The organism is Phycobacter sedimenti, from assembly GCF_038148855.1.
Taxonomy (GTDB): domain Bacteria; phylum Pseudomonadota; class Alphaproteobacteria; order Rhodobacterales; family Rhodobacteraceae; genus Phycobacter; species Phycobacter sedimenti.
In genome coordinates this window covers 593,808-618,781 of record NZ_JBBVGR010000001.1, presented here as the reverse complement: position 1 = coordinate 618,781, position 24,974 = coordinate 593,808, and the positions used below count along the sequence as shown (strand labels likewise).

Annotated in this window: 27 protein-coding genes; 25 read left to right on the top strand and 2 right to left on the bottom strand. The window is 61.7% G+C overall.

What is annotated here, in order from left to right:
* The first annotated feature begins 50 nt into the window (after positions 1 to 50).
* Positions 51 to 1,253 carry a DegT/DnrJ/EryC1/StrS family aminotransferase gene (locus AADA15_RS02925; protein ID WP_341640031.1) on the top strand — a complete coding sequence of 401 codons (1,203 nt, stop codon included), beginning with the start codon at positions 51 to 53 and terminating at the stop codon, positions 1,251 to 1,253.
* Here the strand turns inward: AADA15_RS02925 and AADA15_RS02920 are convergent.
* Entirely contained in the window at positions 1,246 to 2,214 is a 969-nt protein-coding gene (locus AADA15_RS02920) for a capsular polysaccharide export protein, LipB/KpsS family (RefSeq protein WP_341640030.1), read from the bottom strand. The two genes, AADA15_RS02925 and AADA15_RS02920, sit on opposite strands and share 8 nt — an antisense overlap.
* 261 nt (positions 2,215 to 2,475) lie before the next feature.
* On the opposite strand from AADA15_RS02920, the gene AADA15_RS02915 reads away from it, so the two are divergent.
* Together AADA15_RS02915 and AADA15_RS02910 are read left to right on the top strand one after the other, a co-directional pair.
* Positions 2,476 to 3,639 (top strand): isovaleryl-CoA dehydrogenase, encoded by a 1,164-nt coding sequence (locus AADA15_RS02915; RefSeq protein ID WP_341640029.1) that lies wholly within the window; start codon positions 2,476 to 2,478, stop codon positions 3,637 to 3,639.
* Positions 3,639 to 3,983, top strand: coding sequence for a hypothetical protein (locus tag AADA15_RS02910; protein WP_341640028.1), 345 nt, complete (start codon positions 3,639 to 3,641; stop codon positions 3,981 to 3,983). The genes AADA15_RS02915 and AADA15_RS02910 overlap by 1 nt, the downstream gene beginning before the upstream one ends.
* A 145-nt stretch (positions 3,984 to 4,128) precedes the next feature.
* Here the strand turns inward: AADA15_RS02910 and AADA15_RS02905 are convergent, their stop codons facing one another.
* Entirely contained in the window at positions 4,129 to 4,731 is a 603-nt protein-coding gene (locus AADA15_RS02905; RefSeq protein ID WP_341640027.1) for an OmpW/AlkL family protein, read from the bottom strand.
* 149 nt (positions 4,732 to 4,880) lie between these two features.
* Between AADA15_RS02905 and AADA15_RS02900 the strand changes: the two genes are divergently transcribed.
* From AADA15_RS02900 to nuoK, 22 genes are all read left to right on the top strand, one after another.
* On the top strand, positions 4,881 to 6,410 hold the full coding sequence (locus AADA15_RS02900) for an AMP-binding protein (protein ID WP_341640026.1): 1,530 nt from the start codon (positions 4,881 to 4,883) through the stop codon (positions 6,408 to 6,410).
* Between the two features lie 409 nt (positions 6,411 to 6,819).
* Entirely contained in the window at positions 6,820 to 8,424 is a 1,605-nt protein-coding gene (locus AADA15_RS02895; RefSeq protein ID WP_341640025.1) for a carboxyl transferase domain-containing protein, read from the top strand.
* 9 nt (positions 8,425 to 8,433) lie between these two features.
* The gene (locus AADA15_RS02890) at positions 8,434 to 10,383 is read left to right on the top strand and encodes an acetyl/propionyl/methylcrotonyl-CoA carboxylase subunit alpha (RefSeq protein WP_341640024.1); all 1,950 of its coding nucleotides are present in this window, start codon (positions 8,434 to 8,436) and stop codon (positions 10,381 to 10,383) included.
* Between the two features lie 87 nt (positions 10,384 to 10,470).
* Positions 10,471 to 11,331 carry a hydroxymethylglutaryl-CoA lyase gene (locus AADA15_RS02885; RefSeq protein ID WP_341640023.1) on the top strand — a complete coding sequence of 287 codons (861 nt, stop codon included), beginning with the start codon at positions 10,471 to 10,473 and terminating at the stop codon, positions 11,329 to 11,331.
* Between the two features lie 25 nt (positions 11,332 to 11,356).
* A complete protein-coding gene (locus tag AADA15_RS02880) occupies positions 11,357 to 12,139 on the top strand; it encodes a crotonase/enoyl-CoA hydratase family protein (protein ID WP_341640022.1) in 783 nt (260 codons plus the stop codon).
* Positions 12,140 to 12,456: 317 nt separating this feature from the next.
* Positions 12,457 to 12,822, top strand: coding sequence for an NADH-quinone oxidoreductase subunit A (locus AADA15_RS02875; RefSeq protein WP_192967085.1), 366 nt, complete (start codon positions 12,457 to 12,459; stop codon positions 12,820 to 12,822).
* Entirely contained in the window at positions 12,813 to 13,346 is a 534-nt protein-coding gene (locus AADA15_RS02870) for a NuoB/complex I 20 kDa subunit family protein (RefSeq protein WP_341640021.1), read from the top strand. Before AADA15_RS02875 ends, AADA15_RS02870 begins: the two co-directional genes overlap by 10 nt.
* Before the next feature lie 23 nt (positions 13,347 to 13,369).
* Entirely contained in the window at positions 13,370 to 13,972 is a 603-nt protein-coding gene (locus AADA15_RS02865) for an NADH-quinone oxidoreductase subunit C (RefSeq protein ID WP_341640020.1), read from the top strand.
* A gap of 202 nt (positions 13,973 to 14,174) precedes the next feature.
* Positions 14,175 to 15,389 carry an NADH-quinone oxidoreductase subunit D gene (locus AADA15_RS02860; protein WP_341640074.1) on the top strand — a complete coding sequence of 405 codons (1,215 nt, stop codon included), beginning with the start codon at positions 14,175 to 14,177 and terminating at the stop codon, positions 15,387 to 15,389.
* Positions 15,389 to 16,564, top strand: coding sequence for an NADH-quinone oxidoreductase subunit E (locus tag AADA15_RS02855; RefSeq protein ID WP_341640019.1), 1,176 nt, complete (start codon positions 15,389 to 15,391; stop codon positions 16,562 to 16,564). Before AADA15_RS02860 ends, AADA15_RS02855 begins: the two co-directional genes overlap by 1 nt.
* Positions 16,565 to 16,617: 53 nt before the next feature.
* A complete protein-coding gene (locus AADA15_RS02850) occupies positions 16,618 to 16,845 on the top strand; it encodes a DUF5337 domain-containing protein (RefSeq protein ID WP_192967081.1) in 228 nt (75 codons plus the stop codon).
* Between the two features lie 6 nt (positions 16,846 to 16,851).
* Positions 16,852 to 18,150, top strand: coding sequence for an NADH-quinone oxidoreductase subunit NuoF (nuoF, locus tag AADA15_RS02845; RefSeq protein WP_341640018.1), 1,299 nt, complete (start codon positions 16,852 to 16,854; stop codon positions 18,148 to 18,150).
* Positions 18,151 to 18,176: 26 nt separating this feature from the next.
* Positions 18,177 to 18,614, top strand: coding sequence for a hypothetical protein (locus AADA15_RS02840; protein ID WP_341640017.1), 438 nt, complete (start codon positions 18,177 to 18,179; stop codon positions 18,612 to 18,614).
* Positions 18,615 to 18,715: 101 nt separating this feature from the next.
* Positions 18,716 to 19,126, top strand: a complete 411-nt coding sequence (locus AADA15_RS02835) for a DUF5333 domain-containing protein (RefSeq protein ID WP_437343163.1) — start codon at positions 18,716 to 18,718, stop codon at positions 19,124 to 19,126.
* Between the two features lie 3 nt (positions 19,127 to 19,129).
* Positions 19,130 to 21,145 carry an NADH-quinone oxidoreductase subunit NuoG gene (gene nuoG, locus AADA15_RS02830; RefSeq protein ID WP_341640016.1) on the top strand — a complete coding sequence of 672 codons (2,016 nt, stop codon included), beginning with the start codon at positions 19,130 to 19,132 and terminating at the stop codon, positions 21,143 to 21,145.
* Positions 21,142 to 21,522, top strand: a complete 381-nt coding sequence (locus AADA15_RS02825) for a YNQ4 family lipoprotein (RefSeq protein ID WP_341640015.1) — start codon at positions 21,142 to 21,144, stop codon at positions 21,520 to 21,522. The genes nuoG and AADA15_RS02825 overlap by 4 nt, the downstream gene beginning before the upstream one ends.
* Before the next feature lie 6 nt (positions 21,523 to 21,528).
* Complete coding sequence (gene nuoH / locus AADA15_RS02820) at positions 21,529 to 22,566, top strand: NADH-quinone oxidoreductase subunit NuoH (RefSeq protein ID WP_341640014.1); 1,038 nt, start codon at positions 21,529 to 21,531, stop codon at positions 22,564 to 22,566.
* A 2-nt stretch (positions 22,567 to 22,568) separates the two neighbouring features.
* Complete coding sequence (nuoI, locus tag AADA15_RS02815; protein WP_341640013.1) at positions 22,569 to 23,063, top strand: NADH-quinone oxidoreductase subunit NuoI; 495 nt, start codon at positions 22,569 to 22,571, stop codon at positions 23,061 to 23,063.
* 7 nt (positions 23,064 to 23,070) lie between these two features.
* The gene (locus AADA15_RS02810; protein WP_274848194.1) at positions 23,071 to 23,493 is read left to right on the top strand and encodes a carboxymuconolactone decarboxylase family protein; all 423 of its coding nucleotides are present in this window, start codon (positions 23,071 to 23,073) and stop codon (positions 23,491 to 23,493) included.
* Positions 23,490 to 24,092, top strand: coding sequence for an NADH-quinone oxidoreductase subunit J (locus tag AADA15_RS02805; RefSeq protein WP_341640012.1), 603 nt, complete (start codon positions 23,490 to 23,492; stop codon positions 24,090 to 24,092). The genes AADA15_RS02810 and AADA15_RS02805 overlap by 4 nt, the downstream gene beginning before the upstream one ends.
* Complete coding sequence (locus AADA15_RS02800; protein WP_341640011.1) at positions 24,089 to 24,670, top strand: hypothetical protein; 582 nt, start codon at positions 24,089 to 24,091, stop codon at positions 24,668 to 24,670. The genes AADA15_RS02805 and AADA15_RS02800 overlap by 4 nt, the downstream gene beginning before the upstream one ends.
* Positions 24,667 to 24,972 carry an NADH-quinone oxidoreductase subunit NuoK gene (nuoK, locus tag AADA15_RS02795; protein WP_005624625.1) on the top strand — a complete coding sequence of 102 codons (306 nt, stop codon included), beginning with the start codon at positions 24,667 to 24,669 and terminating at the stop codon, positions 24,970 to 24,972. Before AADA15_RS02800 ends, nuoK begins: the two co-directional genes overlap by 4 nt.
* Positions 24,973 to 24,974: the final 2 nt, after the last annotated feature.

Below are 24,974 nucleotides of genomic sequence, written 5' to 3'. Positions count from 1 at the left end.
AGTGCGTCTTCCCCCTTGACCAGCGGGCTGGGCGGCCCCACAAACGCATCATGAGCGAGATATTCACCGGCAGTTTCACCCAGCAGGAACCTATCCCCGAAGAGGCGATTGAAGCCGCCGTCGAGGTCATGCGCCACGGGCGCCTGCACCGTTACAACGTCGCGGAGGGTGAGGTTGGAGAGACCGCGCTTCTTGAGCGTGAGTTCGCGGATCAGGTCGGGGCGAAATACTGCCTCGCCGTAGCTTCCGGGGGCTATGCGCTTGCGACCGCTCTGAGAGCCGTCGGAGTGGGTCACGGCGATCGGGTTTTGACCAACGCCTTCACCCTGGCGCCGGTGCCCGGTTCCATCGCGGCGGTGGGCGCAAAGCCTGTCTACGTGGATGTGACCGAGGATCTGACCATCGATCTGGAGGATCTTGCGGCCAAGGCGGATCAGGCGCGTGTCCTGATGCTCAGCCACATGCGCGGGCATCTTTGTGACATGGACCGGCTGATGGAGATCTGCAACGCCGCCGGGATCATCGTGATCGAGGATTGCGCCCACACCATGGGAGCGGCTTGGAACGGGGTGCGTTCCGGGCGTCATGGGGCGATTGGCTGCTATTCCTGCCAGACCTACAAGCATGTGAATTCGGGCGAGGGGGGGCTGCTGGTCTCCGATGATGCCGAGATCGCGGCGCGCGCGATCATGCTGTCCGGGTCCTACATGCTGTACGGGCGCCATCTGGCGGGGCCCGACCCCGAGGTGTTCGAGCAGATCAAATTTGAGACCCCCAATATCTCTGGCCGGATGGACAATCTGCGGGCTGCCATCCTGCGACCGCAAATGCGATATCTGGATGCACAGGTCGCGCGCTGGAACGAACGTTACCGCACGCTTGAGAACGGGCTGCGCGGCACCCCCGGACTGACCGTGGTCGAGCGCCCCGCGCGGGAAACCTATGTCGGCTCTTCCTTCCAGTTCCTGCTGCTCGACTGGGCGGCTGAACGGGTTCAGGAGGTCTTGCGCCGCTGCGCCGCGCGCGGTGTGGAACTGAAATGGTTCGGCGGGGCAGAGCCTGTCGCCTTTACCTCGCGCTATGACAGCTGGCGCTACGCGGAAACGCCGCGACTGCCAAACAGCGACCGCATTCTTGCCGGGATCGTGGATATGCGGGTGCCGCTGACCTTTTCCCTTGAGGATTGCGCCCAGATCGCCCGCATCATTCGCGCCGAAGTGGGCGCCGTGTTCCAGGGCGAGGCTGCTACATAAAACGGGCGCGCGGAAATCCGGCTTGGGTGAAGATCTGCCAGATCCGCTCTTCGAGGCGGGCACTGCTGAGCGGCAGGCACATCTTCAGGAAATACCAGGCGAGGAACTGCTCGTAACCTTCGTCGCGGTCCAGCTCATCGGCTAGGACCCTGGAAAACTCCTGCGGGTCGTGAACCTGACCTGCCAGATGGTGAAAGTCCGAACGGCCAAAGAGGATCGCAGGCTTGCGATGCAGGAAACCTTCCAGGGCGACGGTCGAGTTGATGGAAACCGTGGCACAGCTGGCACTGAGGATGTCGTGAACATTGGCGTCGGTCACGATGATCCGGTTGTCCGCCTCGGCCAGGGCCAGGGTTTCCGCAATGTCGGAGACGTTGCTCGTCAGCGGGTGTGGCTTGACGATGATGCGCCGATCCCCCGCACCGGACTGCACCGCCCTCAGCATCTCGATGTCCGTGGTCGATGTTGCGCCGGAGGTGACCGGATAGTCGCCCTGAAAGAAGACCGAGATCGCCCCTTCGGGAAACTGTTGCGAGGTCTCGGGCTGGTCGTATTTCGATTTGCGGGACCGCACATAGCGTTTGTGCATGTTGTCAAAAAAGCTCTGTGCCCGACGCCGCGGCATCTGGTCAGGCTCATAGGGGGTGTCGCCGGTTGAGCTGAAGGCCTTCACGCCTCGTGGGTCCAGCTGCCAGAAGCGCCAGAAATACGCCACCCCTGCATTAAGCACGTTGGGCGCCCTGACCGACCGGTCGTCGATGATGTGCAGATTTCCATCGTCAAAACGGCTGTCGCGAATGGTGCGCGTGTCGATGCGAATATCGCCGTCGCGCTGGCGGCTTTCCACCCGAATGCCATGGGCTTCCATCAGCGCGCCCAGAACTTGGTAGAACTCAAGATGCCAGCCAGAAAATCCGCTCTGCAGGTCACTCGCTTTGAGATGAAGGACGATCTTGGTCATTGGGGATGATGGGTTTCTTGTGCGGTCAGAGCGCGTCGTGCTCGAGGATAGAAGCGGGGCGGGCGTCTGTCCATCTGTGGCCGCAGCATGGTGCGCGGCGGGATAAGGCCTGTCTTCTGTGCAACGTCACGCGTGCGGGTGGCAGAGCCGGTCCGCCAGAAATGGCTGATCGGGTAATGTGGTGCTTGACGGGCGCGGGTTTGATGGTGATAAATGAACGCATGTTCAAATAATTCGCGATGACTCGGGAGGAGACGCGGGATGTTCAACGCAAGCATGACCTTTGATCTGGGTGAGGATGTGAATGCGCTGCGCGATATGGTGCATCGCTGGGCGCAGGAGCGCGTCAAACCCATGGCGCAGGGAATCGATCAGAAGAATGAGTTCCCGGCTGAACTCTGGAAAGAGATGGGTGATCTCGGTCTGCTTGGCATCACGGTCCCCGAAGAGTTCGGCGGGGCTGGCATGTCCTACCTCGCCCACACGGTCGCGGTCGAGGAAATCGCCCGCGCAAGCGCGTCGGTCTCGCTGTCCTATGGCGCGCATTCCAACCTCTGCGTCAACCAGATCAAGCTGAACGCCAATGAGGAGCAGAAGCAGAAATACCTGCCGCGCCTGATTTCGGGCGAGCATGTGGGGGCCCTGGCCATGTCCGAGGCAGGCGCAGGTTCTGATGTGGTCTCGATGAGCTTGCGCGCTGAAAAGCGCAACGATCACTATCGCCTCAATGGCAACAAATACTGGATCACCAACGGCCCCGACGCCGACACGCTGGTGGTCTATGCCAAAACCGACCCAGAGGCAGGTTCCAAGGGCATCACCGCCTTCCTCATCGAAAAAGAGTTCAAGGGGTTCTCGACCTCGGTCCATTTCGACAAGCTGGGCATGCGCGGTTCGAACACGGCCGAGCTGATCTTTGAAGACTGCGAAGTGCCCTTCGAGAACGTGCTGGGCGAAGAGGGCAAGGGCGTCAAGGTGCTGATGTCCGGCCTCGATTATGAGCGCGTTGTTCTTGCGGGCATCGGCACCGGGATCATGGCGGCCTGCATGGACGAGATGATGCCCTACATGAAAGAGCGCAAGCAGTTCGGTCAGCCGATCGGGAACTTTCAGCTGATGCAGGGCAAGATCGCCGACATGTTCACGGCGATGAACTCGGCCCGCGCCTATGTCTACGAGGTGGCCAAGGCCTGCGACAGCGGCACGGTCACGCGCCAGGATGCGGCGGCCTGCTGTCTTTATGCCTCTGAACAGGCGATGGTGCAGGCGCATCAGGCGGTGCAGGCCTTTGGTGGCGCCGGCTATCTCAGCGACAACCCGGTGGGCCGCATCTTCCGCGATGCCAAGCTGATGGAGATCGGCGCGGGCACATCGGAAATCCGCCGCATGCTGATTGGCCGCGAGCTGATGGCGCATATGGGCTGATGCGGATTGCCTACTGGATCCCGGTCATTCTGCTGACGCTCTTGTTGGCGGTGATCGGGCTTCGGTACGGCATCCAGCGGCAGGGGCTCACGGAAACCGACGTGATCACCCTTTATGCACAGCGGTATCTGGCTGACCATGCGGGGTCCGGTCGGCCAGCTGCAGCGCAGGTGACGGATTGTTTTGCGCACCCCGGAAGCGGAGCGTGGAGCTGGCTGGTGGTCACATGCCGCCCGAAAGGGGGCGGCGCTGGGGAGATATATCGCTACGAAGTCAATGTTCTGGGCGGGTTGATCGGCTTTTCAGGGCCAGACACTGCGGGGCTGCCCCAACCAGAAGCCTGATGGCGGGCAAGGTTCATATGCGGGTGTGCAAGCAAGAGCCGACCCGGCATGTGAAAGAGAAAAAGGCGCCGCACGGGGCGACGCCTTTAACAACTGGAACAGCAGGCAGGGACGAGGGAAGCACCTGCCCAACTGCAACACGGGATCAGAAGCGGTGCACGTAGGCGACACCAATCACGACCGGATCAATCTCTGCGGTGCCGATCGAGGCGCCGTTCAGGAAGGCTTCGCTGTCGATATCCATGTAGCGCACGTTGAAGCGCAGCGCGCCGTTGTCCGAGACCTGCCAGTCTGCACCGGCGTTGATCGCCAGACCCCAGCTGTCGTCAAGGCTGAGCGTCCCGAGGGGCGAGCTTTCCTCAAAGAAGGTGGTGTAGTTCACGCCAACCCCCAGAAAGGGTTTGACCTTGCCCTTGGTCGGGAAGTGGTAGTTCAGCGACAGGGTCGGGGGCAGCTGCTTGGTGGTGCCCGCATAGCCGCCATTGATCGAGATGTCATGCTCAAACGGGGTCGCGGCCAGAAGCTCGATACCCAGATTGTCGCGGATGAAGTATTCAACCGTCAGCGACAGTTGGGTGTCGTCGTTGATCGTCGCCGCGCCGCCCGCAAGCGTGCCGTTGTTCGACTTGGGGTTCACGTTGGCGATACCTGCGCCGAAGGTCCAGTCGCCCTGCGACTGGGCAACAGCCGGGGCCGCTCCGGCAACAAGCGCCGCAGAGATGGCGAGAGCGGAAACCATGCGTTTCATGAGGGAAATCCCTTTTCTGTCTTTTACCGTTCCATTCTGTGCCATGGAACGAAAACGGTCTCTGATCTGGATCAAGGCCGCATGGGCTTTGCCTCTGAAATAAAAAGAAAATCGCGCATAGCAGCTATGCGTTTCGGGAAGGGCTGATCATGTCAGAGCCGCGCCATATTCCGGGTTTAAAACGTGACGGGGCATGGGATGTGCCCCGGGCACTGAACATGGCGGCGCAGGCCATGGCGCATGCGCCGGATGCCTGTGCGCTCATTGATCTGACCGGGCCAGAGCGGCGTGACATTTCACACGGCGAACTGGCGTCGATGGTCGACGGGTTGGCGCGATATCTTCTGTCACGGATCCAGCCGGGCGATCGCGTGGGCGTGCTGCTCAGCCAGTCGCCATGGTGCGCCGCCGCGCACCTTGCGATCTGGAAGGTTGGGGCGATCTCGGTGCCTCTGTTCAAGCTGTTTCAGCGCGATGCGCTGGCGTCGCGGGCAGGGGATGCGGGCGTACGGTTTGTGCTCACAGATCCCGAAGGCGCGATGCTGCTTGGTGATCTGGCCGAGGCGGTGATGGTGCAGGATGCGGGCATCGAGGGCAGCCCGGTCCCTTTTGCCGAAACCAGCTCGGAAACCCCAGCAGTCCTTATTTATACCTCCGGCACCACCGGCAGCCCCAAGGGGGCGCTTCATGCGCACCGGGTGCTGACCGGGCACCTGCCGGGCGTTGCCATCAGCCACGATCATCTGGGTCAGCCGGGCGATTGCCTCTGGACCCCTGCGGACTGGGCCTGGATCGGGGGGCTGTTCGACGTGCTGATGCCCGGTCTTGCGCTGGGTGTGCCTGTTGTTGCCGCGCGGCTCGACAAGTTCACGCCCGAGGCCTGCCTGGATCTGATTGAGCGGGCCGACGTGCGCAATGTCTTCTTCCCGCCGACCGCGCTCAGGATGCTGAAGGCCGCAGGCAAGGCCGTGCCCGGTCTGCGCTCGGTTGCTTCGGGCGGTGAGCCTTTGGGGGCAGAGATGCTCGCCTGGGGGCAGGAGGCATTCGGCCTTACCATCAACGAATTCTACGGGCAGACCGAATGCAATATGGTTGCCTCCTCCTGTGGGGTGGATTTCCCGCCGCGTCCGGGCTGCATCGGCAAGGCCGTGCGGGGGCATGAGGTCGCCGTGATCGATGCCGAGGGCAATCCCACCGACCATGAGGGCGATGTTGCGGTGCGGCGCGGCTCTGCCTCGATGATGCTGGAATACTGGAACCGGCCCAAGGAGACGGCCGAGAAATTCCAAGGTGACTGGCTGATCACAGGTGATCGCGGCATCTGGGAGGGCGACTATCTGCGCTTTGTTGGCCGCGAAGATGACGTCATCACCTCTTCCGGCTATCGCATCGGCCCGGCCGAGATCGAGGATTGCCTGCTGACCCATCCAAGTGTCGCCACGGTCGGCGTTGTGGGCAAGCCCGACCCGATGCGCACCGAGATCGTCAAGGCCTATGTGGTGCTGAAAGAGGGCGCCGCGGCTACCGAGAAAGAGCTGCAGGACTACGTCAAGGAGCGCCTAGCCCATTATTCCTACCCCCGCGAAATCGCCTTTCTGGACGGCCTGCCGATGACCGTGACCGGCAAGGTGATCCGCAAAGAGTTGAAGGCGCGAGCTGCGGCGGAGGGGGAAGCGTGACGGAAACGAGAAAAAGCCTCAGCGACCGGCAAGCGGTATGGTTCCGGTCTATGCTCAACCGACGTTGCGCGGAATGCGGAGGCAATATCCCGCTGTCGCAACTCAATGGCCGGGCACGCGGGCGTGTATGGCCTCCAGTGGCTGCATGTGAGGATTGCGGTACGCGCTGGAAGATTGCTCTCACGCGCGTGGCATATTTCTTTCGGTTTATGACACGTGCGGTACCTCTCTCACTGTTGAGTGTGTTTGCGATGGCGGGCGCGCTTGAGTACCTCATCCCAGAAATCACGTATACGACTGAGGGTGGCCTAATAAAACTGCGTGGCGTTGCCTTCCCGTTCTTCGTTCCCGCCATGCTGTTACCGGCTTTGGTTTTTGCCCACCGCCTCCCTTTGGAAAAGGAAACGACATGAAACTTCAATCCAAGGCAATGCCTTCCTCCGAAGGCTTCAAACAGAACCGCGCGGCGCATCTTGAGGCGCTGGCGCAGATCGACGATGCGGCGGAGGCGGCGCGTCTGGGGGGCGGTGAGAAATCCCGCGCCCGCCACCAAAGCCGGGGCAAGATGCTGCCGCGCCGCCGGGTGGCGAACCTCTTGGATCCGGGCTCTCCCTTCCTCGAAATCGGCGCGACGGCGGCCCACAACATGTATGATGGCGCGGCCCCTGCCGCAGGCGTGATCGCGGGCATCGGCAGGGTCCATGGGCAAGAGGTCATGGTGGTCTGCAACGATGCCACCGTGAAGGGCGGCACCTACTATCCGATGACCGTGAAGAAACACCTGCGCGCGCAGGAGATCGCCGAGGAGAACCGCCTGCCGTGCATCTATCTGGTGGACTCTGGCGGGGCCAACCTGCCCAATCAGGACGAGGTTTTCCCGGACCGCGACCACTTTGGCCGCATCTTTTACAATCAGGCCCGTATGTCGGCCAAGGGCATTCCGCAGATCGCCGTGGTGATGGGCTCCTGCACGGCGGGTGGCGCCTATGTGCCCGCGATGTCGGATGTGACCATCATCGTCAAGGAACAGGGCACCATCTTTCTGGCCGGCCCGCCCTTGGTGAAGGCTGCCACCGGTGAGGTGGTCAGCGCCGAAGACCTCGGCGGCGGCGATGTGCACACGCGCCTTTCCGGCGTGGCCGACTATCTGGCCGAGGATGACACCCACGCGCTGGCGCTGGCACGCCGCGCGGTGCAGTCGCTCAATATCACCAAGCCCCTGACGGTGAACTGGGCCAGTCCGGAGGAGCCCGCCTATGACCCAGAGGAAATCCTGGGCGTGGTCCCCGGCGATCTGCGCACCCCCTATGACATCCGCGAGGTGATCGCGCGTCTGGTCGACGGCTCTCGCTTTGACGAATTCAAACCGCGCTTTGGCGAAACGCTCGTCACCGGCTTTGCTCATGTCAAAGGCTGCCCGGTCGGCATCATCGCCAACAACGGCGTGCTGTTTTCCGAAGCCGCCCAGAAGGGCGCGCATTTCGTGGAGCTTTGCTCCCAGCGCAAGATCCCGCTGGTCTTCCTGCAGAACATCACCGGCTTCATGGTGGGCCGCAAGTATGAGAACGAAGGCATCGCCCGCCACGGCGCCAAGATGGTGACGGCGGTGGCGACGACCAATGTGCCCAAGGTGACCATGCTGGTCGGCGGTTCCTTTGGTGCAGGCAACTACGGCATGTCGGGCCGCGCTTATCAGCCGCGCTTTCTGTGGACCTGGCCGAACAGCCGCATTTCCGTGATGGGCGGCGAACAGGCGGCGGGAGTGCTGGCCACCGTGAAACGCGATGCCATCGAACGCCAGGGCGGCAGCTGGAGCGCCGAGGAAGAGGCCGAGTTCAAGCGCCCCACCATCGAGATGTTCGAGGAACAGAGCCACCCGCTTTATGCCTCGGCGCGGCTTTGGGACGATGGCATCATCGATCCGCGCAAATCCCGCGAAGTGCTGGCCCTGTCGCTGAGCGCTGCTTTGAATGCCCCGATTGAAGACACGCGCTTTGGCGTGTTCCGGATGTGAGGACGAGCCATGTTTGACAAAATTCTGATCGCAAACCGGGGCGAAATCGCCTGCCGTGTGATGGAAACCGCCCGCGCCATGGGCGTGAAAACCGTGGCCGTCTATTCGGATGCGGACCGCGAGGCGAAACATGTGGCCATGGCGGATGAGGCCTGCCATATCGGCTATGGTCCTGCGCCCGCCGACAGCTACCTTCTGGGCGATGAGATTATCGCTATGGCCAAGGCAACCGGCGCCCAGGCGATCCACCCGGGCTATGGCTTCCTGTCGGAAAACCCCGAGTTCGTGGACGCGGTCGAGGCGGCTGGCCTTGTCTTCATCGGTCCATCGGCGGATGCGATCCGCAAGATGGGCCTGAAAGATGCGGCCAAGGCACTGATGGAAGAGGCGGGCGTGCCGGTCGTGCCCGGCTATCATGGCAAGAACCAGGATCCCGAGCACCTGTCGGGCGCCGCCGACACCATTGGCTATCCTGTACTGATCAAGGCGGTTGCCGGCGGCGGCGGCAAGGGTATGCGTCTGGTGGAGCGGGCCGAAGACTTTGCCGAGGCGCTGAAAAGCGCACAGGGCGAAGCCACCACGGCCTTTGGCAACCCGGATGTTCTGATCGAGAAATACATCCAGCAACCGCGCCATATCGAAGTGCAGGTCTTTGGCGATGGCACCCACGCGGTGCACCTGTTCGAGCGGGACTGTTCGCTACAGCGCCGTCACCAGAAGGTCATCGAAGAGGCCCCCGCGCCCGGTATGACCGAAGAAATGCGCGAGGCCATGGGCCGTGCCGGCGTCCGCGCCGCCGAGGCGATTGGTTATAAAGGCGCCGGCACGGTGGAATTCATCGTGGATGGCTCCAACGGGCTGCGCGCGGATGGGTTCTGGTTCATGGAGATGAACACACGCCTGCAGGTGGAACATCCCGTCACCGAACTGATCACCGGCGTTGACCTGGTGGAGTGGCAGCTGCGCGTGGCTGCGGGGGAGTCCCTTCCGAAACAGCAGGATGAACTGACCATCACCGGCCATGCCTTCGAGGCGCGCCTTTATGCCGAGGACGTGCCAAAGGGCTTCCTGCCCGCAACCGGCACGCTGACGCACCTGGAGTTCCCCGAGATCTGCCGCGCCGACAGCGGTGTGCGGGCAGGGGACACCATCAGCCCCTGGTATGATCCGATGATCTCAAAGGTGATCGTCCATGGCCCCACTAGGGCTGTTGCGCTGTCTCGCCTGTCGCAGGCGCTGGCGAAAACCGAGGTCGGTGGCACGGTCACGAACCTTGCTTTCCTCGGCGCGCTGGCGGCTCATGAGGGCTTTGCTGCGGGTGATGTAGACACAGGGCTAATCGCACGGGATCTCGATGAACTGGTGCAGGCGCGGAAAGTCAAGTTCGAGCACAAGGCCGCTGCCGGCATGCAGGCGCTCGGCCTGATAGACCTTGATTGGGATGCAGGCTTTACCCTTTGGTCCGACCTGCGCCGTTCGGTTCATCTCAGCCACCAGGGCGAGGTCTTTGAGGCCACGGTCGAGGTGGGGGGGCCGGATGATCAAATCTGGGAATTTCCGGGGCACCCTGAGGACCAGATCTGCGCCTGCCGGATCGCCGGGTCCTGGGTTCTGAGTGGCGATCGCTTGCCGCCCATGGCGCAGTCCGGGAATACCATCACCGTTTTTGATGGCTACGGGCTGCAGTTTGAGGTGATCGACCCTCTGGATCGCGCCTCGGCTGCCGGGGGCGACATGAATGTGATTGAGGCCCCCATGCCGGGATTGGTCAAGGCCGTCTTTGCCGAGGCGGGGCAAGAGGTGAAAGAAGGCGACCGGCTCGCCATCCTCGAAGCGATGAAGATGGAGCATTCTCTGCTGGCTGCCCGTGATGGCATCGTGGCCGAGGTTCTGGCCGCCGCAGGCGATCAGGTCGAGGCCGGGGCTGCCCTGGTGCGTCTGGACGCAGCGGAAGACTGATCAGAAGTAGAAAAGACAGGGCGTTGGCGGCAGGCTGTCGCCAGCGCAAGGCAGGTGAGGTGCCGGATCGCCAAGGGAGGGTGCGCCATGACGCAAAGCGTTGAAATCTTCGAGATGGGCCCGCGCGACGGGCTTCAGAATGAAAAGCGGGCGATTCCCGTTGCGGAAAAGATCGCCCTGGTGGATTGCCTGTCGCGGGCAGGGTTCCGGCGGATCGAGGTCGCCAGTTTTGTCTCTCCAAAATGGGTGCCGCAGATGGCAGGCAGTGGTGAGGTTCTGGCGGGCATCAAACGCGCGCCGGGCGTCTCTTACGCCGCGCTGACCCCGAACATGCGCGGTTACGATGATGCAGTGGCGGCAAAGGCGGATGAGATCGCCGTCTTTGCCTCGGCGTCCGAAGGGTTTTCCAAGGCCAATATCAACGCCACGATCGAAGAAAGCATCGAGCGCTTCCTGCCGATCCTTGAGGCGGCGAAACAGATCGGCCTTCCAGTGCGCGGCTATGTCTCCTGTGTGACCGACTGCCCCTATGATGGCGCGACCCCGCCGGAACAGGTGGCGGAAGTGGCCGAACGCCTGTTTGAAATGGGCTGCTACGAGGTCTCGCTGGGGGATACCATCGGGCAGGGCACGCCGGAAACGATCACCAAAATGCTTGAGGCGGTTAAGGCCAGCGTGCCGGTTGAGAAACTGGCCGGCCATTATCACGACACCGCCGGACGGGCGATTGCCAATATCGACGCTTCGCTTGCGCAGGGTGTGCGGGTGTTCGATGCCGCCGTAGGCGGGCTTGGCGGCTGTCCCTATGCGCCGGGCGCGGCTGGCAATGTGGCGACAGAGACGGTGCATGCGCATCTGACGGCGCTGGGATATGACACGGGGCTCGATGCACGGGTTCTGGATGAGGCCGCCGGACTTGCCCGCGCCATGCGCGGCGTGGCGGTGTGACTGGAGCAGGAAAGAGAGCAAGACGATGTTCAATACGATCACTTTGGAAACGGATGAGCGCGGCGTCGCAACGCTGACCCTGAACCGGCCTGAAAAACACAACGCCATGTCCGGTGAGATGCTGCTCGAGCTGAAACAGGCCGCGCAGGATCTGGCTGCTGATGACAGCGTGCGGGTCGTGGTGCTGACCGGTGCAGGCAAAAGCTTTTGCGCGGGTGGGGATCTGGGCTGGATGCAGGCGCAGATGACCGCTGATGCCGAAACCCGCGCGAAAGAGGCGCGCGTTCTGGCGGAAATGCTGATGCTGCTGAATACGCTGCCCAAGCCGCTGATCGGGGCGATCCAGGGTAATGCATTCGGTGGCGGCGTTGGCATGGCCTCGGTCTGTGATGTTGCGATTGGGGTCGATACCCTCAAGATGGGGCTGACCGAGACCAAACTGGGCCTGATCCCGGCCACCATCGGCCCATATGTGATTGCCCGCATGGGCGAAGCACGCGCGCGCCGCGTCTTCATGTCGGCCCGCCTCTTTGATGCGGCCGAGGCCGTGGATCTGGGTCTTCTGGCGAGAATCGTTCCGGCCGATCAACTGGCTGATGCGGTCGAGGCCGAGGTTACCCCCTACATGGCCTGCGCCCCCGGCGCAGTTGCGGCGGCGAAAAAACTGACCCGCGACCTCGGGCCGCGCCTCGATGACGCTACAATCGATCACACGATCCAGGCCTTGGTGGAGCGCTGGGAAGGCGGTGAGGCCTCCGAGGGGATTGCCGCGTTTTTCGACAAGCGCAAGCCCAGCTGGCAGGCTTGATCGCGGGTTTCAAAGCCGCTTTTGCCCCTCTTTTGCGGGGTCTTTGCGGAAGACTTCCGCTCGATCGTATGACCAACTGTTTTTATCAGGCGCGTCCGGATTTCGGGCGCGCTTATCTTTTGAAATATATGTATAAATATGCATATGTTGATACGTTTGACGGGCGATGTGATGTGCCCGCGCCGCGCTGTTAAAGGAAGGTTTATCCAAACCAAATGCCTGTGTTGACGGTGGGGGGGCAGGGGAGTAGACACGGCCCAAGTCAACACGCCAATTGACGGCGCGCGAGAACCCGCGCGCGCGGAAAGGAGCCACTCGTGGAAGAGATGTTGCGGGAATACCTCCCGATCCTGGTGTTTCTGGCCGTCGCCATCGGCCTTGGAATTGTCCTTATTCTGGCGGCTGTCGTGCTCGCCGTGCGCAATCCCGACCCTGAAAAAGTAAGTGCCTACGAATGTGGTTTCAACGCGTTCGATGACGCCCGTATGAAATTCGACGTGCGTTTCTATCTGGTGTCGATTCTTTTCATTATCTTCGATCTGGAAATCGCCTTCCTGTTCCCTTGGGCCGTCGGCTTTGCGGATCTGAGCGATACGGCCTTCTGGTCGATGATGGTGTTCCTGGGCGTGCTGACAGCCGGCTTTGCCTATGAATGGAAGAAGGGGGCCCTGGAATGGGAGTGATGACCGGACCCAACACGGCAGGCGTCGACAAGGAAGTCGTCACCCAGGCCCTGAACGCCGAACTGCAGGACAAAGGCTTCCTGCTGACCTCGGCCGAGGATATCATCAACTGGGCCCGCACCGGGTCCCTGCACTGGATGACCTTTGGTCTGGCGTGCTGCGCGGTTGAGATGATGCATACCTCGATGCCCCGCTATGACGCCGAACGGTTCGGGATCGCGCCGCGCGCCTCTCCGCGCCAGTCGGACGTGATGATCGTCGCGGGAACGCTCACCAACAAGATGGCGCCGGCCTTGCGCAAGGTCTACGACCAGATGCCCGAGCCGCGTTACGTGATTTCGATGGGTTCCTGCGCCAATGGCGGTGGCTACTACCACTACAGCTATTCGGTTGTGCGCGGCTGTGACCGCATCGTGCCCGTCGACGTCTACGTGCCCGGCTGCCCGCCGACCGCAGAGGCGCTGCTCTATGGTCTGATGCAGCTGCAACGCAAGATCCGCCGCACCGGCACCCTGGTCCGCTGATCGGCTTTGGTTGGAGATTTATGATGACTGAAGCACTGAACGAACTCGGATCCCAGATCGCGGCCAAGCGCCCCGACTGCGTTATCGCGTGGGATGTGACCCATGATGAGCTGAACGTCGACGTGGCGCCCGCAAACATCGCGGGCCTTGTCGAGTTTCTGCGCACCGATGCGACCTGCAAGTTTTCCACCCTGGTGGACATCACCGCGGTCGACTACCCCGAGCGGGCCAAGCGGTTCGACGTGGTCTATCACTTCCTGTCGATGTACCAGAACCAGCGCATCCGCCTGCGGGTGTCTGTGCGCGAGGACGAGATGGTGCCCTCGATCGTGGATGTGCACCCCTCGGCCAACTGGTTCGAGCGCGAGGTCTTCGACATGTTCGGGATCCTCTTCACCGGCCACCCGGACCTGCGCCGTATCCTGACCGACTATGGGTTCCGCGGCCACCCGCTGCGCAAGGACTTCCCGACCACCGGCTATACCGAGGTCCGTTATGACGAGGCGCAAAAGCGCGTGGTCTACGAACCCGTAAGCCTGGTGCAGGAATACCGCCAGTTTGACTTCATGTCCCCGTGGGAGGGTGCCGAATACATCCTGCCCGGCGATGAGAAAGAGGGGGCGTGACCATGGGGCCTGGTCTTTTTACGCTGCTCCCCCTGCTGGCGTGGGGTCTTGCATTGATGCTACCCTTTTTCTGGATACTTCCCCGCTACGGGATACCGCGCGTCGCGGCGGTTCTCTGCGCATTCCCCCTTTTTGCCTATCTGGCAATTTGGATGGTGGCTTTGCGCGACCCTAAACCGGTAAATGATGGAGGTCTTGCATGATGGACGGCTCCAAAGGTTTCGATGACGCCCTGACGGGCGAGCAGAAGATCCGCAACTTCAACATCAACTTCGGCCCGCAGCACCCGGCCGCACACGGCGTGCTGCGTCTGGTGCTGGAACTCGACGGTGAGATCGTCGAGCGCTGCGATCCGCACATCGGCCTGCTTCATCGCGGCACCGAAAAGCTGATGGAAAGCCGCACCTATCTGCAGAACCTGCCTTACTTCGACCGCCTCGACTATGTGGCGCCGATGAACCAGGAACATGCATGGTGTCTGGCGATTGAAAAGCTCTGCGGTGTCGAAGTGCCCCGCCGTGCCTCGCTGATCCGGGTGCTTTACTCGGAAATCGGCCGCATCCTGAACCACCTCTTGAACGTCACCACGCAGGCGATGGACGTCGGCGCGCTGACCCCGCCGCTGTGGGGGTTCGAAGAGCGCGAGAAGCTGATGATCTTCTACGAGCGCGCCTGTGGTGCCCGCCTTCACGCGGCCTACTTCCGCCCCGGCGGCGTGCATCAGGATCTGCCCGATGAGCTGATCGACGATATCGAGGAATGGGCGATCGAATTCCCCAAGGTTCTGGCGGATATCGACGGGCTTTTGACCGAAAACCGGATCTTCAAGCAGCGTAACTGCGACATTGGCGTGGTGAACGAGCAGGAAATTCAGGATTACGGCTTCTCTGGCGTCATGGTGCGCGGATCGGGCCTCGCCTGGGATCTGCGTCGCGCGCAGCCCTATGAGTGCTACGACGAATTCGAATTCCAGATCCCGGTCGGCAAGAACGGTGACTGCTATGATCGCTACCTCGTCCGTATGGAAGAGATGCGCCAGTCGCTGTCGATCATCCGTCAGGCCATCCACAAGCTGCGCGAAGCCACCGGCGACGTGCTGGCCCGTGGCAAGCTGACCCCGCCGAAACGCGGCGACATGAAAACCTCGATGGAAAGCCTGATCCACCACTTCAAGCTGTACACCGAAGGCTTCCACGTGCCCTCGGGCGAAGTCTACGCCGCCGTCGAGGCGCCCAAGGGCGAATTCGGCGTCTACCTTGTGGCGGACGGGAGCAACAAGCCCTACCGCGCAAAGCTGCGCGCGCCGGGCTATCTGCACCTGCAAGCCATGGACCATGTGGCCAAGGGTCACCAACTTGCCGACGTGGCTGCCATCATCGGCACCATGGACGTCGTATTTGGAGAGATTGACCGCTAATGCTCCGTCGTCTGCATTCCGAACAACCCGATAGCTTTGCCTTTACGCCCGACAATCAGAAATGGGCCGAAGCGCAGATCACCAAATACCCCGAAGGGCGCCAGGCCTCTGCCGTGATCCCGCTTCTGTGGCGCGCGCAGGAGCAGGAAGGCTGGGTCAGCAAGCCTGCGATCGAATATATCGCCGACATGCTGGGCATGGCCTATATCCGCGTGCTTGAGGTGGCCTCTTTCTACTTCATGTTCCAGCTGCAGCCGACGGGCTCGGTGGCGCATGTGCAGATCTGTGGCACCACGTCCTGCATGATCTGCGGCGCCGAAGACCTGATCGCGGTCTGCAAGGAAAAGATCGCGCCAAAGCCCTTTACCCTGTCTGCGGATGGCAAGTTCACCTGGGAAGAGGTCGAGTGCCTCGGCTCCTGCACGAATGCGCCCATGGCGCAGATCGGTAAGGATTACTTCGAGGACCTGACCACCGAAAGCTTCACCAAGATCCTGGATGATCTGTCGGCAGGCCAACCGGTTGTGCCGGGTCCGCAGAATGGTCGCTACGCGGCAGAGCCGAAATCGGGCCTGACCTCGCTCACCGAATACGACAGCGGCAAGACGCAGTATAACGCGTCGGTGCAGCTGGCCGTGGATCTGGGCGACAGCGTCAAGCGCATTCAGGGCGATGAGGTGCCGATCCTGACACCCTGGATTGACAAGGATGGTGTGGTTGCAGGCCGCGCTGCCGAAGGTCAGCCGCCCAAGGCGCCCGAGGCTGCAAAACCCGCTGCCAAACAGGCCGCCGAGGCAAAGCCCGCCCCGAAAAAGGCACCGGTGAAAAAGGCAGCCAAGCCAGAGCCAGCATCGCCAGAAGGGGCAGCCGCCAAAGCGACGGAAGAAGCAGCGCCAGAGACTCTGACAGAGGCTCGCGGTGGCAAGGCGGACGATCTGAAGCTCTTGAAAGGTGTCGGCCCCAAACTGGAGCAAACCCTGAACGAGCTGGGCTTCTTCCACTTTGACCAGATCGCCAAATGGACCGAGGCCGAAGTCGCATGGGTCGACAGCCGCCTGAAGTTCAAGGGCCGCATCGAACGCGACGGCTGGATCGCCCAGGCGGCGCAACTGGCATCGGGCGAAGAGACCGAGTTTGCCAAAAAGGCCAAAGACGACGGCCGCTACGAAGATTAACCCGTCTTCCGCCCCAGTGATCATCGGGGCGGGGGAGCAGACATTGGGACCCAATGAGCACGGACAAGGACAAAGCGATTGCTGCCAAGGGACGCCATATCTCCCTTGTGATTGCCGGAACCATGCTGGCCTGGCTTGCTTTGACCCTGTTCATCGGTCCGGCCATCGGATTGCCGGGCCGCTACGCTCTTTTGTTCGATTTCCTCGCGCTGGCGGGGATGATCTATGCAGGGGTCAACATCGTTCAACTCTGGCGCATGCGTCAGGACAACCAAAGGTAGGCAGACATGCTGAAGGACCAGGACCGGATCTTTACCAACCTGTACGGGATGCATGAGCGGACGCTCAAAGGCGCTCAGGCGCGCGGCCACTGGGATGGCACCGCCGGTCTGATCGAAAAGGGGCGGGACTGGATCATCCAGACCATGAAGGACTCCGGCCTGCGCGGCCGGGGTGGTGCGGGCTTTCCCACCGGCCTCAAGTGGTCCTTCATGCCCAAGGAAAGCGACGGTCGCCCGGCCTATCTGGTGATCAACGCGGATGAATCCGAGCCCGGCACCTGCAAAGACCGCGAAATCATGCGTCATGATCCGCATACGCTTATCGAAGGCGCGCTGATCGCCTCTTTCGCGATGAACGCCCACACCTGCTACATCTACCTGCGCGGCGAGTACATTCGCGAGCGTGAGGCGCTGCAGGCAGCCATCGACGAATGCTATGACAAGGGTCTTCTGGGCAAGAACGCTGCCGGGTCGGGCTGGGACTTCGACGTCTTCCTGCACCACGGTGCCGGCGCCTATATCTGCGGTGAGGAAACCGCCCTGATCGAAAGCCTTGAAGGCAAGAAGGGCATGCCCCGCATGAAGCCGCCGTTCCCGGCGGGCGCGGGTCTTTATGGCTGCCCGACTACGGTGAACAACGTGGAATCCATCGCCGTTGTGCCCACCATCCTGCGCCGCGGCGCCGAGTGGTTCGCAGGCTTTGGCCGTCCCAACAACGCGGGCACCAAGCTCTTTGCGATCTCCGGTCATGTGAACAATCCCTGCGTCGTCGAAGAGGCGATGTCGATCCCCTTTGAAGAGCTGATCGAAAAGCACTGCGGTGGCATTCGCGGCGGCTGGGACAACCTCCTGGCGGTGATCCCGGGCGGCTCTTCGGTGCCCTGCGTGCGCGGTGAGAACATGCGCGATGCGATCATGGATTTCGACTACCTGCGCGGCGAGCTGGGCTCGGGCCTTGGCACGGCGGCGGTGATTGTCATGGACAAGCAGACCGATATCATCAAGGCGATCTGGCGTCTTTCGAAATTCTACAAGCACGAAAGCTGCGGCCAGTGTACCCCATGCCGCGAAGGCACCGGCTGGATGATGCGCGTCATGGACCGCCTGGTCAAAGGCGAGGCCGAGTTGGAAGAGATCGACATGCTGTGGGATGTGACCAAACAGGTCGAAGGCCACACCATCTGCGCCCTTGGCGATGCGGCCGCCTGGCCGATCCAGGGCCTGATCAAGAACTTCCGCGAAGAAATCGAAGACCGCATCAAGGCGCAGAAATCGGGCCGCATGGGCGCGATGGCGGCCGAGTAACGGACACCAAAGGAAGGCCAACGACCATGGCAAAACTCCCCAGATATGCAGATCGATACCGCCGGGCAAAAGACGCCCGCGCTGCTGTTCGCGTTGCGGGAGTCGGCGGTTTTTCCATGTCGGTGAACACTCTTTTGGCACTCGCCGCTGCAGGCGCACTTTTGATGGGCTGCGGAAGCTCCTTCAAGGATCGCACGCTTTACGACGGGATTGCGTTCAAGGCCAAGGCAAAGCCGGTTGACAAGAAAGTCTCTCGGGCTGATTTCCGCGTCGAGGTCTCCAAGGCTTCGCAGTCCTACAAGGGCGCGCGTCTGGCGGCGCATCATGCCGGGGTGACTTACTGCCTGACTGATGCCGGTTACGGCACTTCCGAGATCGTTTGGGACGTGGATCCTTACGACCCCGATGCCGAACTGCGTCTGGACGGCGATACCGCAGTCTTCCACGGGACGTGCCAGTCGTGAGCGATGCGCTGGCATATCCCGGCGCCTTTGGCCGCCTTGCGTTATTGAATAACGAGCCGGATCCCGTGTGTCCTGGGCCTTCCAATTGGAAGGAAAGCCCCATGAAACGACTGGTCATGTGCCTGATGTCGGCCGCCGCGTTGGCCGCGGCCCCTGTGGTGGGCCATGCAAAGCCACCGCTGCGCAGCGTTGCAGAGATTGAAGAGCCTTTGTTCGCCGTTGCCGTTGCCAAAGAGGTCGCCGACCATTGTGACACTCTGGCCGCCCGGTTCTGGAAAGGCGTTGGTGAGTTGCGCCGCCTGCGGGCGCGGGCCAATGACCTTGGCTATTCGGACAGCGAGATCCGCGCCTACATCGACTCGGACAGTGAAAAGGCCCGGATGCGGGCAAAGGGAGAGGCGCTTTTTTCGAGCCGCGGCGTCTCTTACGACAAACCGGAAACATTCTGTGCGTTCGGTCGCGCGGAAATCAAGAAAAACAGCGCGATCGGCGTGTTACTGAGGGCGAAATAGACCATGTCTGACCTCCGCAAGATCAACATTGACGGAACCGAGATCGAGGTGGACGGGGCGATGACCCTGATCCAGGCCTGTGAAGTGGCCGGGGTGGAAATCCCGCGCTTCTGCTATCACGAGCGCCTGTCCATCGCCGGCAACTGCCGCATGTGCCTGGTCGAAGTCGTGGGCGGCCCGCCGAAACCGGCGGCGTCCTGCGCGATGCAGGTGCGCGATCTGCGGCCTGGTCCCGAAGGTCAGGCACCGGTGGTGAAGACCAATTCGCCCATGGTGAAAAAGGCCCGCGAGGGCGTGATGGAGTTTCTCCTGATCAACCACCCGCTGGATTGCCCAATCTGCGACCAGGGCGGCGAGTGCGATCTGCAGGATCAGGCCATGGCCTATGGCGTTGATTTCAGCCGCTTCCGCGAAGCCAAGCGCGCGGTGGACGATCTGGATCTTGGCCCGCTGGTGGGCACCGCCATGACCCGCTGCATCAGCTGCACCCGATGCGTCCGCTTCACCACCGAGGTGGCCGGCATCACCCAGATGGGCCAGACCGGCCGTGGCGAAGACGCCGAGATCACCAGCTACCTCAACGAGACGCTGGATTCGAACCTGCAGGGCAACATCATTGATCTTTGCCCGGTGGGTGCGCTGACCTCCAAGCCCTATGCCTTTACCGCGCGCCCCTGGGAGCTGACCAAGACAGAAACCATCGACGTGATGGATGCGCTTGGCTCCAACATCCGGGTGGACACCAAGGGCCGCGAAGTGATGCGCATCCTGCCGCGCAACCACGACGGCGTGAACGAAGAGTGGATTTCGGACAAGACTCGTTTCGTATGGGACGGTCTGCGCCGCCAGCGTTTGGATCGTCCTTACGTGCGCGTCGATGGCAAACTGAAGCCCGCCACCTGGCCCGAGGCTCTGGCCGCGACCGCTGCCGCGATGAAGGGTAAGAAGGTTGCCGGTCTCATTGGCGATCTGGTTCCGGTCGAGGCCGCATTCGCTCTGAAACAGCTGATCGAAGGGCAGGGGGGCGCCGTGGAGTGCCGTACCGACAATGCCCGCCTCGCCATCGGCAACCGCTCCGCCTATGTGGGCACTGCGGCGATCGAGGACATCGATGCGGCGGGGGCGATCCTGCTGGTCGGCACCAACCCGCGCGACGAGGCGCCGGTTCTGAACGCCCGCATCCGCAAGGCCTGGCTGAACGGCGCGACCGTTGGCCTGATCGGTGCGGCCGTTGACCTGACCTATGAGTACGATCACCTCGGTACCGACCGGGCCGCGCTGGAAACGGCTGCCAAGAACGCTCATGATATCGCAGGCAAGGCACCCGTGATCATCGTTGGCCAGGGTGCCCTGCGCGAGGCGGACGGACTGGCCGTCATGGCCAAGGTGCAAGACCTCGCTGCCAAATCCGGCGCCAAGGTTCTGGTGCTGCACAGCGCAGCGGCCCGGGTGGGCGCCATGGACATCGGCGCCGTGACCGAAGGCGGCATGGCGGCGGCCATCGAGGGCGCGGAGGTGATCTACAACCTCGGCGCAGACGAGGTCGAGATCGATCCGGGCGCCTTTGTGATCTATCAGGGCAGCCATGGCGACCGCGGCGCACACCGCGCCGACGTGATCCTGCCGGGTGCCGCCTACACTGAGGAAAACGGTCTGTTCGTGAACACCGAAGGTCGCCCTCAGCTGGCGATGCGGGCCGGGTTCGCGCCTGGGGAGGCCAAGGAGAACTGGGCCATTCTGCGCGCGCTGAGCGCGGAACTGGATGCCAAGCTGCCTTATGACTCGCTGGCACAGTTGCGTAGCGCGCTGGTCGCAGAGGTGCCGCATCTCGCCAAGATCGACGAGGTGGCCGAAAATGAGGTTGTGGCGCTGGAAAGCGAACCGCTGGGCAAGGCGGACTTCCTGCCTGCGGTGAAGGACTTCTATCTGACCAACCCGATTGCGCGCGCATCGCAGCTGATGGCCGAACTTTCGGCCAATGCGAAGGCCCGCAAGACCGACAAGATCGCGGCGGAGTGATCCGCGCGGCACTCATATCGTCCCTGCTGCTGGGGGCCTGTTCACAGGCGCCCGGTACCGGTGAGGCTGCGCCCCAGTACAAAGGGGTGAAGACCAGTCTGCTGAACGGCGATCTGGTGCAGTTCAACGTTGCAATGTCCGGTGCCCGCTCAAGCGCGGACCTGGATGACTACGCCGAATGTGCGGCCGCGCAATATGCGCTGATCCGGGGTTACGGGTTTGCGCGCCACGTGCGCACAAAAATGAAACAAGAGGGTGGCGTTCAGACGGCAGATGCTGTCTACACCATCTCGCCTGCCCTCCCGCGCGGTCTGCGCACCATCGACGCCGAGGTCGTGGTGGCGGATTGCAAGGCAAACGGAATACCCACGGTGTGAGGACCTATGGCTGACTTCTTTAACACCCCAGGCGGCATCGCCGTTCTGATACTGGCGCAAGTGCTTGCAGTTGTTGCCTTTGTCATGATTTCGCTTCTGTTCCTCGTTTACGGGGACCGCAAGATCTGGGCGGCGGTGCAGATGCGCCGGGGCCCCAACGTGGTGGGCGTCTACGGCCTTCTGCAATCGGTGGCCGACGCGCTGAAATACGTGGTGAAAGAGGTGGTCATTCCGGCGGGTGCTGACCGTACAGTCTTCATTCTGGCACCGCTGACCTCATTCGTACTTGCGATGATCGCCTGGGCGGTGATCCCGTTCAACGATGGATGGGTGCTGTCGGATATCAACGTGGCGATCCTCTATGTTTTCGCGGTCTCCTCGCTTGAAGTCTACGGCGTCATCATGGGCGGCTGGGCGTCGAACTCGAAGTATCCCTTCCTCGGCAGCTTGCGCTCTGCGGCGCAGATGATTTCCTATGAGGTCTCGATCGGTCTGATCATCATCGGTGTGATCCTGTCGACCGGCTCGATGAACTTTGGCGACATCGTGCGCGCGCAGGATGGCGATGCGGGCCTGTTCAACTGGTACTGGCTGCCCCATTTCCCGATGGTTTTCCTGTTCTTCATCTCGGCGCTGGCGGAAACCAACCGTCCGCCGTTCGATCTGCCCGAAGCGGAATCGGAACTGGTGGCCGGCTATCAGGTGGAATACTCGGCGACGCCTTTCCTGCTGTTCATGGCCGGTGAATATATCGCCATCTTCCTGATGTGCGCGCTGACCACGCTGCTGTTCTTTGGCGGCTGGCTGTCCCCGATCCCGGGCATTCCGGACGGCGTTCTGTGGATGGTCGGCAAGATGGCCTTCTTCTTCTTCCTCTTCGCAATGGTGAAGGCGATCACACCGCGCTATCGCTATGACCAGTTGATGCGCCTTGGCTGGAAGGTCTTCCTGCCCTTCTCGCTGGTCTGGGTGGTCTTTGTCGCCTTCGCTGCAAAATTCGACTGGTTCTGGGGTGCCTTTGCACGCTGGACAACAGGGGGCTGATCATGACTCAGATCGACTATACCCGCGCCGCAAAGTATTTCCTGCTGCAGGATTTCTGGGTCGGCTTCAAACTGGGGATGAAGTATTTCTTCGCCCCAAAGGCAACGCTGAACTACCCGCATGAAAAGGGCCCGCTGAGCCCGCGGTTCCGGGGTGAGCACGCGCTGCGTCGCTATCCCAATGGCGAGGAACGCTGCATTGCCTGCAAGTTGTGCGAGGCTGTCTGCCCCGCGCAGGCGATCACCATCGATGCCGAACCGCGTGAGGATGGTAGCCGGCGCACCACGCGCTATGACATCGACATGACCAAATGCATCTACTGCGGCTTCTGCCAGGAAGCCTGCCCGGTGGATGCAATTGTCGAGGGGCCGAATTTCGAATTCGCCACCGAAACCCGTGAAGAGCTGTTCTACGACAAGGAAAAGCTGCTCTCGAACGGGGAACGCTGGGAAGCCGAGATCGCCCGCAACCTGGAAATCGACGCACCCTACCGGTGATAGGACCATGACCGAAACGCCAAAGAACCCCTTTGAGGCCATGATGGCCCAGGCCCATGAAATGGCCAAAGCGTTCAATCCGGCGCTTGAGCATTTCTCGCCTGCCGAGGCCATGAAAGGGTTCGAGGCGCTGTGGCCGACCATGCCCAAGGAGGCCATGGAACTGATGTTCGGCAAGACCGTCAACAAGGACGGTCTGGATGCCAAGACCCGCCTGCTTTTGACGCTGGCGGGGCTGACCATGCAAGGCGCACAGGCGGACACCGCCCTGCGCCAGACCGTGCGCCACGCCCTGGAGGCGGGCGCGAAGAAACAAGAGATCGTTGAAACGATCGGACAGATGTCGGTCTTTGCCGGCATTCCGGCCATGACCCGCGCGCTTGAACTGGCGCAGGAGGTCCTGGACGACAAAAGGGACGATGAGACATGAGCGTTTTTGCCTTCTACCTCTTCGCCATCAGCGCCATCACCGGCGGGCTGTTCACTGTGATCAGCCGCCAGCCGGTGCATTCGGTGCTATGGCTGATCCTGGCCTTCATTTCCTCGGCCGGGCTGTTCGTGCTTCTGGGGGCGGAATTCGTCGCCATGCTGCTGGTCATCGTCTACGTGGGGGCGGTCGCGGTTCTGTTCCTCTTCGTGGTGATGATGCTGGATGTGGACTTTGCCGAGCTGAAGGCCGAGATGGCCCGCTACATGCCGGTGGCGCTGCTGATTGGACTTGTGATCCTTATGCAGTTCGTCATGGCCTACGGCGCCTGGGAAAGCGCGCCGCTGGCCTCGGAGCTGGTCGCGCAGCCCGTCCCGGCGGACCGGCATAACACCGAGGCGCTTGGCCTCATTATCTATGACCAATATTTCCTTCTGTTCCAGCTGGCGGGTCTGATCCTGCTGGTCGCCATGATCGGCGCCATCGTGCTGACCCTGCGCCACCGCAAGGACGTCAAACGCCAGGACGTTGTCGCCCAGATGATGCGCGATCCGGCCAAGGCGATGGAACTCAAGGACGTGAAACCGGGGCAGGGGCTGTGAAGACACGCAAGTCCATATCTAATGTCCTGGTCGCCGTTTCCATCGCGGTTGTGCCGGTTCCTTCGTTGGCGTGCATCTATGCCGAGGAAGAGCGGTCAGCCAGTGAAGTGCGGGCCGACAGCAAACCGGTTGCCATTGATCGGCGCTGCCGGATGATCAATGGCGGAGCTTATGACGATCAGAGGCTGGGTGAGGCCGTTCGGCTTGATGACGGACGCTTCTTTCAGGTCATCAACGAAAACTCCGCGAAAGTTCTGCTGGGCGATTGCAAGACTCGAGAAGTGACAATTCTGCTGGGGCCGGAAACGATCATTGGGGAAACGAGCTGCGGACCACAAGCCGTTTATGCGCCACTTGTTGGGGACCAAGCGCCGTTTTCTCTGAACGCGGGAAAAGATCTTCACGAACTGGTTGAAGTGGCAGCTGCCGCTGGGGCTCGTGAGCTGAACCCCAACACTCAGTTCTTCGAGTTTTCAATTAACTTTACTGAGACACACAAGGTAGGTCGGGGCGATCGTTTTGATCTGCTGTGCGGGTGCAAAGTCTTCTACCCCAACTCGCCGGGAGCGAAATCATGATAGGACTTGAACATTATCTCACCGTTGCGGCGACGCTGTTCGTCATTGGGATCTTTGGCCTGTTCCTCAACCGCAAGAACGTGATCATCCTCTTGATGAGCATCGAATTGATGCTGCTGGCGGTGAACATCAACCTTGTGGCCTTTTCCAGCTTCCTTGGCGATCTGGTGGGGCAGGTCTTTACCTTGTTCGTGCTGACCGTGGCCGCCGCCGAGGCCGCCATTGGCCTTGCGATCCTGGTTTGCTTCTTCCGCAACCGCGGCACCATCGCCGTCGAAGACATCAACGTGATGAAGGGCTAAAG